Origin of the sequence: Microcella frigidaquae, from assembly GCF_014200395.1 — a bacterium.
Classification (GTDB): Bacteria; Actinomycetota; Actinomycetes; order Actinomycetales; family Microbacteriaceae; genus Microcella; species Microcella frigidaquae.
The window spans coordinates 636,351-649,261 of sequence record NZ_JACHBS010000001.1 but is presented as its reverse complement, the minus strand read 5'-3'; the positions used below and the strand labels follow the sequence as shown (position 1 = coordinate 649,261).

Sequence of the window (12,911 nt, the reverse complement as noted above, 5' to 3'; positions counted from 1 at the left end):
CGAGACGAACAGGAGCTCCTTCCATGGCTGAACCGGCAATGCCGAACAGTGTTTTCGACCGACTGCTGAAAGACCGCATCATCTGGCTCGGGTCGGAGGTTCGCGACGAGAACGCGAACGAGATCGCGGCGAAGCTGCTGCTGCTCGCGGCGGAGGACCCCGAGAAGGACATCTACCTCTACATCAACTCGCCCGGCGGCTCGATCACGGCCGGCATGGCGATCTACGACACGATGCAGTTCGTGCCGAACGACATCGTCACGGTCGGCATCGGCATGGCCGCGTCGATGGGGCAGCTGCTGCTGACCGCGGGCACCAAGGGCAAGCGGTACATCACGCCGAATGCGCGCGTGCTGCTGCACCAGCCGCACGGCGGCTTCGGCGGTACCGCGAGCGACATCCAGACCCAGGCGCAGCTCATCACCGACATGAAGCACCGCCTCGCGGCGATCACCGCGGCGGCCACCGGCAAGACCGTCGAGCAGGTCAATGCCGATGGTGACCGCGACCGCTGGTTCACCGCCGAGGAGGCCCTCGAGTACGGCTTCGTCGACCACATCCGCGCCTCGGCCTCCGACATCGTCGGCGGCGGCGGCACCGAGAAGCACTGAGCCGGCCGAGACGAGAGAAGCGAGAACCATGGAATTCCCGACCTACGGCGCCGCGAACCCGATGCTGCCCAGCAGCCGGTACATCCTGCCCAGCTTCGAGGAGCGCACGGCTTACGGCTACAAGCGGCAGGACCCGTACGCGAAGCTCTTCGAGGACCGCATCATCTTCCTCGGCGTGCAGGTGGATGACGCCTCCGCCGACGACGTGATGGCCCAGCTGCTCGTGCTCGAGAGCCAGGATCCTGACCGCGACATCGTCATGTACATCAACAGCCCCGGCGGCTCGTTCACGGCCATGACGGCGATCTACGACACGATGCAGTACATCCGCCCGCAGATCCAGACGGTGGTGCTCGGTCAGGCTGCCTCGGCCGCGGCCGTGCTGCTCGCCGCCGGCACCCCGGGCAAGCGCCTGGCGCTGCCGAACGCGCGCGTGCTCATCCACCAGCCGGCGACCGGCGATGCGGGCCGCGGCCAGGCGAGCGACATCGAGATCCAGGCCAAGGAGATCGCCCGCCTGCGCGAGTGGCTCGAGGTCACCCTCGCGAAGCACTCGAACCGCACCGTCGAGCAGGTCAACAAGGACATCGACCGCGACAAGATCCTCATCGCGGAGGAGGCCCTCGAGTACGGCCTCATCGACCAGGTGCTGACGAGCCGCAAGACGGTGCAGCCGGCGCTGACCAGCTAGCGCGGCCTGCGCGTCGAACGACGAGGGCCCCGCATCCGCCGCCTCATCGGCGGGATGCGGGGCCCTCGTTCGTCCGCGGCGCGAGCTACGCCGCGCGGCCGCGCCGCCCGCTCAGCGCCACCGCCGTGACGACGCCCGCTCCGACCAGCACGCCGATCACGGCGACGATGATCAGGATCACGTCGGCCTCGGCGATGCCGCCTCCTGCCGGCGCGGCCGAGGGCTCGCCCTCGGTGCCGACCGCGGTGCCCCCGCAGGAGGGCACGGTCGCCGAGCCCTCCGCTGCGGGAGTGCCGGCGGCCGGCTCGTAGCGGAAGCTGATGCTCTCGGAGAGTGTGTGCCCGTCGGCCGAGATGAGCTGGAAGGCGAGCGTGTAGTCGCCGGCGGCACCCAGCGACGCGACCGTCGACAGCGAGCGCCCGTCGATCGTGACGCAGCCGTCGCCGTAGTGCAGGCCCGCGGCATCGGTGATGACCATGCCGAAGCCAGCCCCGTCGCCGCTGAGGTCGAGCAGCACGTCGTTGGTCGTCACCGTGAAGGTCTCGGGTGCGGCGGTGATCGTCGCCCCGTCCTCGGGCGTCGACGAGACGACGTAGTTGTGGGCCGCGGCCGGCGAGGCCGCCCCGAGCACGAGGCCCAGGGCGACCGCGACGGTGCCGAGCGCGGCCAGTGCGCGCTGTCGCTGCATGGTGGCGATCCTCTCGGTCGATTCGCGCCGCGCTAGGCCTGTGCGGCCGGACGGCGGGCGAGCACGGCGAGGGCGATGCCGACCGCGCCGACGATCAGGCCGACGATGCCGAGCACGCGGGCGACCAGGTCGACCTGCGCGGCGCTGCCGGTGCCGCCGGCGCTGTCACCGCTGGCGCTGGCCTCGTCGCCGCCGTGGGCATCCGTTTCGTCGTCGCCGCCGTGGCCGTGGCCGTCGGCGACCGCCTCGGTCAGGACGACGAGCGGCACATCCTCGCCCACCCACTCGGCGGTGCCCTCGGTGCAGGTCTGGGTCACCGGAAACTCGACGCGGTCGCCGGGCGCGCCCTCGGGCAGGCGGAACGACAGCTCGAAGGTGTCGCGGAGTCCGTCGGCGAGCCCGCCGGTCAGGGAGGTGTAGACCACCTGGGTCATGGTGTCGCCCTCGGCGACGGTCTCGACCGACCATGAGGGGTTCACGGTCGGCGTCACGCTCGGTACCGACTCGGGCAGGTCGATCGTGACGACCTGCGTGGGCGAGCCCTCGCAGCCGTGCGGCACCGAGACGGTGAGCACGGTGTACGAGCCGGCCGCCGTGCTGCTGGCGCTAGCGCTGACGTGCGCCTGCGCGGCGAGCGGGGCCGAGAGGGCGAGGGCGGTGCCGGCAACGGCGGCGATGGCGAGAGAAGCAGTGGTGCGCATGATGATGTCCTTCGGTAGGAGTGCGTCGACAGCGGTCGGCTCGAGAGGGAGCGCGACCGAGGACGCGAAAGAGAAAGGGATGCCGGAGGCGGGTCTAGACGACCGCGAGCAGCGGCGGGCCCCGACCCTCCGGCAGGCGCAGCTGACGGCGCAGAAGGGTGATCGCCCCCGCGGCGCGGGCGAGCACCCGGGGCCGCGGAAGGGGAGCGAGGGCGACGGGAACGTCGAGGGCGCGCGCGACGGCACGACCCAGAGCCCGCAGAACGGTCTCGACGGCGCGCACGCCCGAGCGGAGCATCCCGTAGGCGAGAACGGCGGCCACGAGGTGGCTGACGGCCATGACCGACTCGGGGGCGCCGGCGATCGGCTCGGCGGCGAGCGCGGGCAGCGGGGCGCCATGGCTGTGGCCGGCACCGACGAGCGGTGCGCTGGCAGCTGATGCGGCGACGGATGCGGTGCCGAAGAACGCGAAGACGCTGTGGAACACCACCTGGTCGACGAGCACCCCGACCGCGGTGCGCCCGCGGGTCAGGCGCCGCCCGACCGCGAGCATGCCGAGCCCGAGCGAGAGCAGCAGAGCGACGGCGAGGGCCGGAACGGAGGGGATGCCCCCACCCGCGGCGGCGTGCACGGCGGCGGCGACGACCGTGGCGACGATGCTCACCAGCAGCGACGCCCCGATGCGGTGGCGCCGCGCGATGAGTCGCGGGTCAGCGGTCATGATGCCTCTCAGCCTAGGGTCCCGTGCTGGGTACCTGCTCCGTGTTCGGAGCGCGCGGGGCCCCGGATGGGTCGGGAGGGATACCGGGCGACACTCGCGCGGGGCCCGGTGCGCCGCGAACGTCGTCGCCGCGCGTTAGGCTCGTGCCAGGGCGGGTCACTGCGCATCCGCTCACGACGTGAGGGGTGAGGCCATGGCTCGCATCGGAGAGAGTGCCGACCTGCTCAAGTGCTCGTTCTGCGGGAAGAGCCAGAAGCAGGTGCAGCAGCTCATCGCCGGCCCCGGCGTGTACATCTGCGACGAGTGCGTCGAGCTCTGCAACGAGATCATCGAGGAGCGTCTCGCCGAGTCGAACGAGACGACGGCGGGCGAGTTCGAGCTGCCCAAGCCGAAGGAGATCTACGCCTTCCTCGAGGAGTACGTCATCGGCCAGGAGGCGGCGAAGAAGTCGCTGTCGGTGGCCGTCTACAACCACTACAAGCGCATCCGCGCTCGCCAGACTCTCACCGCGGCCGACCAGCTCGCCGACGACGTCGAGATCGCGAAGAGCAACATCCTGCTGATCGGCCCGACCGGCTGCGGCAAGACCTACCTCGCCCAGACGCTCGCGAAGCGACTCAACGTGCCGTTCGCGGTCGCCGATGCCACGGCGCTCACCGAGGCCGGCTACGTCGGTGAGGACGTCGAGAACATCCTCCTCAAGCTGATCCAGGCCGCCGACTACGACGTCAAGCGGGCCGAGACCGGCATCATCTACATCGACGAGGTCGACAAGATCGCCCGCAAGGCCGAGAACCCGTCGATCACCCGGGATGTCTCGGGCGAGGGCGTGCAGCAGGCCCTGCTGAAGATCCTCGAGGGCACGGTCGCGAGCGTTCCGCCGCAGGGCGGCCGCAAGCACCCGCACCAGGAGTTCATCCAGATCGACACGACGAACGTGCTGTTCATCGTCGCCGGGGCGTTCGCCGGGCTGGAGGACATCATCAGCCAGCGTGCGGGCAAGCGCGGCATCGGCTTCGGCGCCCCGCTGCACGACAAGGCGCTCGAGAAGGACATCTTCAGCGAGGTGCTGCCGGAGGACCTCCACAAGTTCGGCCTCATCCCCGAGTTCATCGGGCGCCTCCCCGTGGTCACGACGGTCTCGCCGCTCGACCGCACCGCCCTCATCGACATCCTCACCACCCCGCGCAACGCCCTCGTGCGGCAGTACCAGCGCATGTTCGAGCTCGACGGGGTCGAGCTCGACTTCGAGCCGGATGCTCTCGAGGCGATCGCCGACCTGGCCGTGCTGCGCCAGACCGGGGCGCGCGGGCTGCGCGCGATCCTCGAGGAGGTGCTCGGGCCGATCATGTTCGAGGTGCCCTCGCACGACGATGTCGAGCGCATCGTGGTGACGCGTGAGGCGGTCATCGAGAACGCGGCCCCGACGATCGTGCCGCGCCGCGTCGCCGCGCGCCGCGAGAAGTCGGCCTAGCGATCACCGGCTAGCGGCCACGGCCCAGCGCCCGCCGACCTGCGACGACGCGCGCCTTCCCGCTCGCGTGATCTCGGTGCCGCACCAGCCCTCCGGGGTTACCCTGAGCGCATGAGTGAGAGCCTGCGCGACCGCCTCCGTGCCCTGCCGGCCTTCGCCGCCGAGCTGCCGGAGTTCGATCCGACCACCGCCCCCGCCCGCGCCGACGAGCTCTTCCTGCAGTGGCTCGACCACGCGCTCGCGCACGGGGTCATGCAGCCGCACGCCTGCACACTGTCCACGGCCGGGCCGACCGGGCATGTCACGGCGCGAACGCTCATTCTGAAAGACCTGGTCGATGGCGCCTGGGTGTTCGCGGGTGCGCGCTCGACCCGCAAGGGCATCGACCTCGCGGCGAACCCCAGCGCGGCGCTGACCTTCTACTGGCCCGAGCTGGGCCGGCAGGTGCGCGTGACCGGCGAGGTCGAGGAGCTGCCGAGCGCCGTCGCCGCGGCCGACTGGGCCGCGCGCCCCGCGGTGACCGAGCCGCACAACCCCGACTGGGCGGCCTGGGCGCTGACCCCGACCGAGGTCGAGTTCTGGCAGGCCCGCCACGACCGCCAGCACGTGCGGCACTGGTACCGCGCCGAGCCCTAGACGATATGGGTCTTCGGTCTGGTTCTTGAGGCTGGGGCCTCGATTCGCGTATTCGTGGGTTGCCAGCCGTTGAGGGCTGGCCTGTCCACCAGGCGAATGGAGGCCCCAGTTGAGAATCCAGCGTACGAGCGTCGGTCTGGACGTGCACGCCCGCAGCGTCGTGGGATGCGCGATCGACGAGGACACTGGGGAAGTGATCCGTCACCGTTTCGGCTACGACCCCGCGGCAGTGCTGGAGTGGGTGCGGAGCCTGCCGCAGCCGGCAGCGGTGACGTATGAGGCCGGGCCGACCGGGTTCGCTCTGGCCCGCTTGTTCACCGCCGCAGGCATCGAGTGCCTCGTGGCGGCGCCGTCGAAGTTGCAGCGCCCGGTCGGGGAGCGAGTCAAGACCGACGCCAGGGACGCGATGCATTTGGCAAGACTGCTGCGACTGGGAGAGATCGTCGCGGTTGCCGTGCCCACGATCGAGCAGGAAACCGCACGCGACCTGGTGCGAGCACGAGAGGACAATCGGGGTGAGCTGATGGCTGCACGGCATCGGCTCTCGAAGCTGCTGTTGCGCCACGGGATCATCTATGACGGCAAGCAGGCGTGGACCGGCGCGCATGATGCCTGGCTGCGCCGGCAAAGGTTCGACCATCCCGGACTGCAGGCCGCGTTCGATGCCGACTACGAAGCAGTGCAGCAGGTGCGCGCCCGCAAAGACCGACTCGACGCGATCATCGAGCAGATGGCCGCGACCAGCAACTACGCGCCCGTGGTGCGACGCCTGGGGTGCTTGCGCGGGATCTCGACCTTGACCGGGTTCGGCCTCGCGGTCGAGATCGGCAACTGGGAGCGCTTCACCGGATCCAGCATCGGCGCGTTCGTCGGGCTGGTGCCCTCAGAGCACTCCTCCGGACAGTCACGCTCGCAAGGCTCGATCACCAAGACCGGCAACACTCACGCCCGCCGCCTGCTGGTCGAGGCCGCCTGGCATCACCGCAAACCCTATCGGCCCGGAGCGGTGATGCAGGCCCGGTGGGCTGCCGCGCCCAGCCTCGCCGTGTCCCGCGGCGACGACGGCAACCGGCGCCTGCATCAGAAATGGCAGCACTTCACCGCACGCAAGAAGCGGCCCACGATCGCGAACGTCGCCATCGCCCGCGAGCTCGCCGGCTGGTGCTGGTCCCTGGCTGTGATGCCCGACTGACCTGGGCCCCCTGACCGGTCGGTTCAGACGGCAGGTGACGGCAGCGCGAGGAGCGACCCGCGGAACAGCTATGAGCAGCCCGCCCGAAGGGCAGGCGACGCTCGATCCTAGACAAGCGGAACCGCTCCAGCCGAACAGCACGTCCTGCGGTAACCAACCCGCGCATATCAGTCTGACCGCGCGTCGCCCACGACACGCACGACACCCACACCGCCCGCGCCGACCACACGAAAGAGCGCCCGAAGCATGATCACTCCGGGCGCTCTTTCCCCTGCCACTTGACAGGAATCAGTCACATATCAGCTGTAACGACCCGGGACGTTGTGAACGTGTGAAGTAGCGAAGACCTCCGGAACGATGTGGGTATCTGACAACTCTCATCGAGACCGGAGGTCTTGGGACTGATGCACGTTTAGGTGACAGGTTTAGTCACGCGGCAACGGCCGTGCTGGTGCTCATCATGGTCTCGAACTCGATGGGGGTCAAACGGCCCAACGCGGCCTGACGGCGTTGCCGGTGATACTTCCGCTCGATCCAGGTCACGATCGCGATTCTCAGCTCCATGCGGGTGGTCCAGGAGCGGCGGTTCAGGACGTTCTTCTGCAGCAGCGCGAAGAAGCTCTCCATGGCGGCGTTGTCTCCGGCAGCACCGACGCGGCCCATCGATCCGACCAGGCCATGACGCTCCAACGTGCGCAGCACTTTCCGGCTTCGAAATTGACCGGGCTCAACCAGTCGATGCAACACCGGCCTGTTGGAGCAACAGTAGCTGCTCGTTGAAGGCCTCCGCGGGGGTCATCCACCCGAGCGACTTGCGAGGGCGCGTGTTCAGCGCGAATGCGACGGCTTCGATGTCTTCGGCGCTCCATCGGGACAGGTCGGTGCCCTTCGGGAAGTACTGACGCAGCAGGCCATTCGTGTTCTCGTTCGTGCCGCGCTGCCAGGGCGACTGCGGATCGGCGAAGAACACTGGGATGCCCGTCTCGACGCGGAACTGCGCGTGAGCAGACATCTCCTTGCCGCGATCCCAGGTCAACGAACGTGTCAGCTGCGCCGGCAGCGCCGACATCGTGTTCGCGAGAGCGTTCTTCATCGTGACTGCGCCGTAGCCAGCCAACGCCGGCCCGTTCTTCGGCGTTTCCTTGTGCCGATAACCCTCTTCTCGCGGGAGGTGGACGAGCAGCGTGTAACGGGTCTTGCGCTCGACGACCGTGCCGACCGCGGAGCGCTCCAACCCGATCAGCAGATCGCCCTCCCAATGGCCTGGAACAGCGCGGTCGTCGGCTTCCGCTGGCCGTTCGCTGATGAGCGTCTCCGACGTGACGTGCGCCCAGGTCTTGCGCCGCGACCGCTCCCTCGGGACGCGCAGCGCCCTGCCCGTACGGAGGCTCCAGACGAGTTCGCGCTTGAGCGCGCCGCGGCCCTCGATGTAGAGCGACTGGTAGATCGCCTCTGGGCTGATGCGCATGGACTCATCATCCGGGAAGTCGATCCTCAACCGGTGCGAGATCTGCTCCGGACTCCAAGCCCAGGACCAGGCCCTGTCCTTCCGATGCGGCTTGCCTCTCCCGGTGAACCGCGGCGGCTCGGGACCGGTGACGACCGTGCCATCGGAGCGGGTGATCTTCCCCGACAGGCGATCCTCGACATACGCGCGCAGCCTCAGGTTCGCGACAAGCTTCGCAACCTTGGGTCGCTTCGCGGCCATGTCCGCCTTCCACTGCGCGACCGAGGCCCGATACTCCAGCTTCCCGCCCCGCGTGGCCGCGTTGCGCCGCAGCTCGCGAGAGATCGTCCCGGCATCGCGGCCGATGGAGCGAGCGATCTCGCGAACGCCCTTGCCCTTCTCCTTGAGAATCGCGATCTCCTCGCGCTCAGCGAACGAGAGGTAGCGGCCCGACGGCTGCTGGGTGATGTCGAACGGCGCCATGCCGCCAGCGTGTCGGAACCATCTCGCGCCGACCGCGGACGCCACGCCGACAACACCCGCGGCTTCCTCCGCGAGCAGCCCTTTCGCGATCTGCACCCAGAACGCCGCCTCGACCGGCTTCTGGAACTTCGGATGCCCCGGCGAGCGGAGCTTCGGACGAACCGCCCTGTCCGCGCCCTGCTGACGACGAACCATCGAACACCTCCTGATCGAGGTGTTGCGACGACCAGTTGAATTCGCCTTGGCTGCCTCTGTCGGAATGGACCACGCAGCCGGCAACGTCGCCGCGGCGGGCGATCGCGTTCTGAAGCGCGTTGACGACCAGGCGGGCCTGCATGCGGTCGGAGATGGAATAGCCCACGATGCGGCGGGAGAACACGTCTTTGATCGCGCAAAGATAAAGCTTCCCTTCCGCAGTCCTGTGTTCCGTGATGTCGCTGAGCCAGAGCTGGTTCGGGGCATCAGCGGTGAAGTTGCGCATGACGTGGTCATCGAAGACCGGAGGGCCCGGCTTCTTGCCCCGCTTCTTGCGGGTCTTGATGATCGCGGCCATGATCCCGGCCTTCGAGCACAATCGCCACGCGGTTCGATCCGCCATCGGGAACCCGGCATCGCGCGCTTCGTCGGCCAACAGTCGATAGCCGAACTCGACGTCGTCCTCATGGGCGGCGGTGAGGGCAGCAACACGCTGCTTTCGGAGCTGCTCGGCGGGACCTTCAGGGTTTCGCACCCATCGGTAATACGGGGCGCGCGCAAGCTTCAATACCCGACACGACACCGCCACGGGAATCCCGTCGACGGCGAGCTCACTTACGAGCGGGTAGAACCTTTTCCCGGCAGGGAGCCCTGGGAGACATACGCTAACGCGCGACGCAGCACCTCAGCTTCTTGCTCCAGCAGACGAATGCGTTTGTTCGCCTCCCGCAGCTCCGCCGACTGCTCACTCGTGACGCCCGGCTTCACGCCGTCTTCCACATCAGCACGGCTCAACCACTTCGACAGCGTCATCGGGTGAACGCCGAAATCGGCGGCGATCTGTTCCAAGGTGACGCCGGGCTCGCGGCTACGGGCGACCCGCACGACGTCCTGGCGGAACTCGATCGGATAGGGCTTGGGCATGAGGTTCATCCTTCCAGGCCGCCCTTACGGGCAAGCCAGATCAGATGTCACCTATCCGTGCATCAGTCCCCTTCGTGGTTCACGCTAATGCCGATCTGACACCGAAAGGGCGTCTGCGTGTCGCTCGCGCCGTCGTCATCGACGGGTGGAGTCTTGCTCGAGTCGGGGAGCGGTTTCAATGCTCGCCAGCAACAGCGAAGAAGTGGGCCGATCGATATCGAGCAGGCCAGCCGATGACCGACCGCAGCTCGCGACCCCGTCACTCGCCCCGACGCCTCAGTCAGCGCACGGAGCGACGGATCATTGCGTTGCGATTCACGCGCCGCTGGGATGCGCGTCGGATCGCGTGGCATCTGGGGCTCAACCCCTCGACGGTCGGTCGAGTGCTGGCCCGCTATCGAATGCCTCGGCTGTCGCACCTGGACCGCAACACCGGCTTGCCGATTCGGAAGCAGCAACCGGTCCGGTTCGAAGCGGCTGCCCCTGGGGACATCGTCCACGTTGACATCAAGAAGCTCGGTCGTATCCCGGACGGTGGAGGGTGGCATGTTCATGGTCGCGGGTCACCCCAAGACCGTCGTGCCGGTGCTGCCCGAGATCGCGCCGCACGACGCGGAGCCTCGTCATCGCGCGGCTACACGTTCCTGCATCACGCCGTCGATGGATGCACAAGGTTGGCCTATTCCGAAGAACTTCCGGATGAGCGCAAAGAGACCGCGGCCGCGTTCTGGGTTCGTGCTCGCCAGTTCTTCGCCGATGCCGGCTTCGAGGTCAAGGCGGTCATGACCGATAACGGCGCCTGCTACCGATCCCGTGACTTCGCCGCCGCTGTCGGACAGGCCCGACACATCCGCACCCGCCCCTATCGACCGCAAACCAACGGCAAGGTCGAGCGCTTCAACCGCACACTGGCCGCCGAATGGGCTTACGCAGCGAACTACACCTCCAACGAGGCCCGATCAGCGACCTATGCTGACTGGCTCGAGGAATACAATCGCCGACGACCCCACAGCGCCCTCGACGGTCACACGCCCGCTTGCCGCGTTCACAACCTCACGGGTCGTTACACCTAGCCCGCTCTCGCCCGCCCTAGCCTGCTCTGCGGCTCTAGGCTGACACCGTGCTGCAGCCGATCATCGCCGGGGTCATCGGCGCGCTCACCGGGTTCGCCAGCTCGTTCGCGCTCGTGATCGCGGGCCTCATCGCGGTGGGAGCGAGCCCCGCCGAGGCGGCGAGCGGCCTGCTGGTGCTGTGCATCGCGCAGGCCGTGCTGGCCGGGCTGCTGTCGTGGCGGTTCCGGCTGCCCCTGAGCTTCGCGTGGTCGACGCCCGGTGCCGCGCTGCTGGTCGCGGCGGAGGGCACGACCGGCTCGTACGGTGCAGCCGTCGGCGCCTTCCTGGTGTGCGGGTTGCTCATCGTCGTGAGCGGGCTGTGGCCGTGGCTCGGTCGGGCGATGACGCGCATCCCGATGCCCCTCGCGGGGGCGATGCTCGCGGGCATCCTCTTCCCGATCTGCATCGCGCCGGTCACCGCGGTCGTCGAGGAGCCCCTGCTGGCGGCCCCCGTCGTGCTGGTGTGGCTGCTGCTGGTGCGCTGGCTGCCGCGCTGGGCGGTGCCGGCGGCGATGCTGGTCGCGATCGTCGGCGTCGTCATCAGCGCCGGCGGCGAGTGGATGCGCGACGCGAGCCTCGCGCCCGCCCTCACCTTGACCGCGCCGGTGCTCGACCCGCTCGTGATCGTGTCGCTCGGGGTGCCGCTGTACATCGTCACGATGGCGGGGCAGAACGTGCCCGGGTTCGCGGTGCTGACCACGCTCGGCTTCCGGGGGGTGCCGGCGCGCACGGTGCTGGCGGCGAGCGGCGCCGCCACCGTGCTCACCGCGCCGTTCGGGGGATACGCCCTCAACCTGGCCGCGATCACCGCGGCGCTCATGGCGGGCCCCGATTCGCATCCTGAGCCGGCACGGCGCTGGGTGGCTCCGGTCGCGGGCGGGGTCACCTACGTGCTGCTCGGCCTCGGTGCGGGTGTCGCCACGGCTCTCGTCGCGGCCGCACCCCCGATTCTCATCATCGCCGTCGCGGGGCTCGCCCTCTTCGGGGCGTTCTCGACCGGCATCGTCAGCGCCTTCGAGGCGCCGGAGACTCGGCTGACGGCCGCGGTCACCCTCATCGTGGTCGCCTCGGGCGTCGTCGTGCTCGGCATCGGCAGCGCCTTCTGGGGCCTCGTGGTCGGCGCGCTGGTGATGCTCGTCACCGCGCGGCGGAGTACCGTCGTACTCACCCCGACAGAGGAGTCGCCATGACGAACGCCCGCCTACGCGCCGAGGAGCGCCGCTCGAGCACCATCGGCGCCGCCCGCAAGGGCGCCATCTACGGCATCATCGTCTCGTTCTCACTGGCCGCTCTCGTCGGCATCATCGCGCTGCTGAGCGGCGAGTTCGGCGAGACCCAGGGCCGCATCATCCTCACGACACTGCTGATGGGGGCGACGAGCATCACCGCCCTTTGCCACCTCGCGATCGCCGACCGGGCCATGCGCATGGTCGGCTTCGTCGGCCTCGCGGCCAGCGGCGTCGCCCTCATCACGGGCCTCGTGCTGATCTGGCGCAACTGGAACGACCCGGGCTTCGAGGACTGGTTCAAGGTCTTCGCCACCGCTGGCGTGCTCGCGGTGAGCTTCGCGCACGCCAACCTGGTCCTGCTGCTCGCTGGTCGCCGCCGCCGGGTGATCCGCGTCGGCGTTCTCGTGACCCTCGCGATGATCGCCGCGGTCGCGATCATGATCATCCTGCCGATCGTCAGCGAGGGCGAGATTCCGGGCATCGGCAACGAGGAGTGGTACTGGCGGCTCTTCGGCGTCGTCGGCATCCTCGATGTGCTCGGCACCGTGGTCGTGCCGGTGCTCGCGATCTTCGTGAAAGACGCGCCCGCGGTCGCCGTGGTCGATGGCGCGGATGCTGCCGCCCCCGCCGGCGCGACGCCCGACCAGCTCGTGCTCAGCCTGCCCGCCGACCTCGCGACCGCGCTCGAGCGGCGCGCCGCGGCCGACGGGGTGGATGCTGCGGCAGCGGCCGTCGCCGCCCTCCGTCGGGGGCTCGAGCCCGGGCAGTAGCCTGTAGCCGGGTGCAGCCGGGCAGTAGCCTGCGGCC

General features: G+C 69.1%; 13 protein-coding genes and 2 pseudogenes. 8 read left to right on the top strand and 7 right to left on the bottom strand.

Going from position 1 to position 12,911, the window contains the following annotated elements:
- Window positions 1–23: 23 nt before the first annotated feature.
- Both BJ959_RS03155 and BJ959_RS03150 read left to right on the top strand, forming a co-directional pair.
- A complete protein-coding gene (locus tag BJ959_RS03155; RefSeq protein ID WP_153983167.1) occupies window positions 24–611 on the top strand; it encodes an ATP-dependent Clp protease proteolytic subunit in 588 nt (195 codons plus the stop codon).
- 28 nt (window positions 612–639) lie between these two features.
- On the top strand, window positions 640–1,302 hold the full coding sequence (locus BJ959_RS03150; RefSeq protein WP_153983166.1) for an ATP-dependent Clp protease proteolytic subunit: 663 nt from the start codon (window positions 640–642) through the stop codon (window positions 1,300–1,302).
- A gap of 85 nt (window positions 1,303–1,387) precedes the next feature.
- Here BJ959_RS03150 and BJ959_RS03145 read toward each other — a convergent pair whose 3' ends face one another.
- The 3 genes from BJ959_RS03145 to BJ959_RS03135 all read right to left on the bottom strand — a co-directional run bounded on the left by BJ959_RS03145 (window position 1,388) and on the right by BJ959_RS03135 (window position 3,412).
- Entirely contained in the window at window positions 1,388–1,990 is a 603-nt protein-coding gene (locus BJ959_RS03145) for a copper resistance CopC family protein (RefSeq protein WP_153983165.1), read from the bottom strand.
- Window positions 1,991–2,022: 32 nt separating this feature from the next.
- Window positions 2,023–2,691 (bottom strand): DUF1775 domain-containing protein, encoded by a 669-nt coding sequence (locus BJ959_RS03140; protein WP_165879074.1) that lies wholly within the window; start codon window positions 2,689–2,691, stop codon window positions 2,023–2,025.
- Between the two features lie 94 nt (window positions 2,692–2,785).
- Window positions 2,786–3,412, bottom strand: a complete 627-nt coding sequence (locus BJ959_RS03135; RefSeq protein ID WP_165879073.1) for a hypothetical protein — start codon at window positions 3,410–3,412, stop codon at window positions 2,786–2,788.
- A 193-nt stretch (window positions 3,413–3,605) separates the two neighbouring features.
- Between BJ959_RS03135 and clpX the strand changes: the two genes are divergently transcribed.
- The 3 genes from clpX to BJ959_RS03120 all read left to right on the top strand — a co-directional run bounded on the left by clpX (window position 3,606) and on the right by BJ959_RS03120 (window position 6,714).
- Complete coding sequence (gene clpX / locus BJ959_RS03130) at window positions 3,606–4,886, top strand: ATP-dependent Clp protease ATP-binding subunit ClpX (RefSeq protein ID WP_153983163.1); 1,281 nt, start codon at window positions 3,606–3,608, stop codon at window positions 4,884–4,886.
- Window positions 4,887–4,997: 111 nt separating this feature from the next.
- Entirely contained in the window at window positions 4,998–5,522 is a 525-nt protein-coding gene (locus BJ959_RS03125) for a pyridoxamine 5'-phosphate oxidase family protein (protein ID WP_153983162.1), read from the top strand.
- 109 nt (window positions 5,523–5,631) lie between these two features.
- The gene (locus BJ959_RS03120; RefSeq protein ID WP_183321837.1) at window positions 5,632–6,714 is read left to right on the top strand and encodes an IS110 family RNA-guided transposase; all 1,083 of its coding nucleotides are present in this window, start codon (window positions 5,632–5,634) and stop codon (window positions 6,712–6,714) included.
- 429 nt (window positions 6,715–7,143) lie between these two features.
- Here the strand turns inward: BJ959_RS03120 and BJ959_RS03115 are convergent.
- The 4 genes and pseudogenes from BJ959_RS03115 to BJ959_RS12455 form a co-directional block, all read right to left on the bottom strand.
- Window positions 7,144–7,434 (bottom strand): annotated as a pseudogene (locus BJ959_RS03115) (integrase core domain-containing protein); the annotation flags it as partial.
- A 7-nt stretch (window positions 7,435–7,441) separates the two neighbouring features.
- A complete protein-coding gene (locus BJ959_RS03110) occupies window positions 7,442–8,839 on the bottom strand; it encodes an IS30 family transposase (protein WP_183321856.1) in 1,398 nt (465 codons plus the stop codon).
- Between the two features lie 46 nt (window positions 8,840–8,885).
- Window positions 8,886–9,428 (bottom strand): annotated as a pseudogene (locus BJ959_RS13060) (DDE-type integrase/transposase/recombinase); the annotation flags it as partial.
- A 26-nt stretch (window positions 9,429–9,454) separates the two neighbouring features.
- The gene (locus tag BJ959_RS12455) at window positions 9,455–9,763 is read right to left on the bottom strand and encodes an IS3 family transposase (protein WP_047571054.1); all 309 of its coding nucleotides are present in this window, start codon (window positions 9,761–9,763) and stop codon (window positions 9,455–9,457) included.
- A 74-nt stretch (window positions 9,764–9,837) separates the two neighbouring features.
- On the opposite strand from BJ959_RS12455, the gene BJ959_RS03100 reads away from it, so the two are divergent.
- The 3 genes from BJ959_RS03100 to BJ959_RS03090 are packed head-to-tail and all read left to right on the top strand — an operon-like array spanning window position 9,838 to window position 12,874.
- A complete protein-coding gene (locus BJ959_RS03100; protein WP_183322013.1) occupies window positions 9,838–10,836 on the top strand; it encodes an IS481 family transposase in 999 nt (332 codons plus the stop codon).
- 47 nt (window positions 10,837–10,883) lie between these two features.
- Window positions 10,884–12,065, top strand: a complete 1,182-nt coding sequence (locus BJ959_RS03095; protein WP_153981714.1) for a benzoate/H(+) symporter BenE family transporter — start codon at window positions 10,884–10,886, stop codon at window positions 12,063–12,065.
- Window positions 12,062–12,874 (top strand): hypothetical protein, encoded by an 813-nt coding sequence (locus tag BJ959_RS03090; RefSeq protein WP_153981713.1) that lies wholly within the window; start codon window positions 12,062–12,064, stop codon window positions 12,872–12,874. Before BJ959_RS03095 ends, BJ959_RS03090 begins: the two co-directional genes overlap by 4 nt.
- Window positions 12,875–12,911 lie beyond the last annotated feature (37 nt).

Bases quoted from the DNA above. Each gene is read 5' to 3' on its own strand.
- BJ959_RS03155 (WP_153983167.1), top strand. From the start codon at position 24: ATGGCTGAACCGGCAATGCCGAACAGTGTTTTCGACCGACTGCTGAAA.
- BJ959_RS03150 (WP_153983166.1), top strand. From the start codon at position 640: ATGGAATTCCCGACCTACGGCGCCGCGAACCCGATGCTGCCCAGCAGC.
- BJ959_RS03145 (WP_153983165.1), bottom strand. From the start codon at position 1,990: ATGCAGCGACAGCGCGCACTGGCCGCGCTCGGCACCGTCGCGGTCGCC.
- BJ959_RS03140 (WP_165879074.1), bottom strand. From the start codon at position 2,691: ATGCGCACCACTGCTTCTCTCGCCATCGCCGCCGTTGCCGGCACCGCC.
- BJ959_RS03135 (WP_165879073.1), bottom strand. From the start codon at position 3,412: ATGACCGCTGACCCGCGACTCATCGCGCGGCGCCACCGCATCGGGGCG.
- clpX (WP_153983163.1), top strand. From the start codon at position 3,606: ATGGCTCGCATCGGAGAGAGTGCCGACCTGCTCAAGTGCTCGTTCTGC.
- BJ959_RS03125 (WP_153983162.1), top strand. From the start codon at position 4,998: ATGAGTGAGAGCCTGCGCGACCGCCTCCGTGCCCTGCCGGCCTTCGCC.
- BJ959_RS03110 (WP_183321856.1), bottom strand. From the start codon at position 8,839: ATGGTTCGTCGTCAGCAGGGCGCGGACAGGGCGGTTCGTCCGAAGCTC.
- BJ959_RS12455 (WP_047571054.1), bottom strand. From the start codon at position 9,763: ATGCCCAAGCCCTATCCGATCGAGTTCCGCCAGGACGTCGTGCGGGTC.
- BJ959_RS03090 (WP_153981713.1), top strand. From the start codon at position 12,062: ATGACGAACGCCCGCCTACGCGCCGAGGAGCGCCGCTCGAGCACCATC.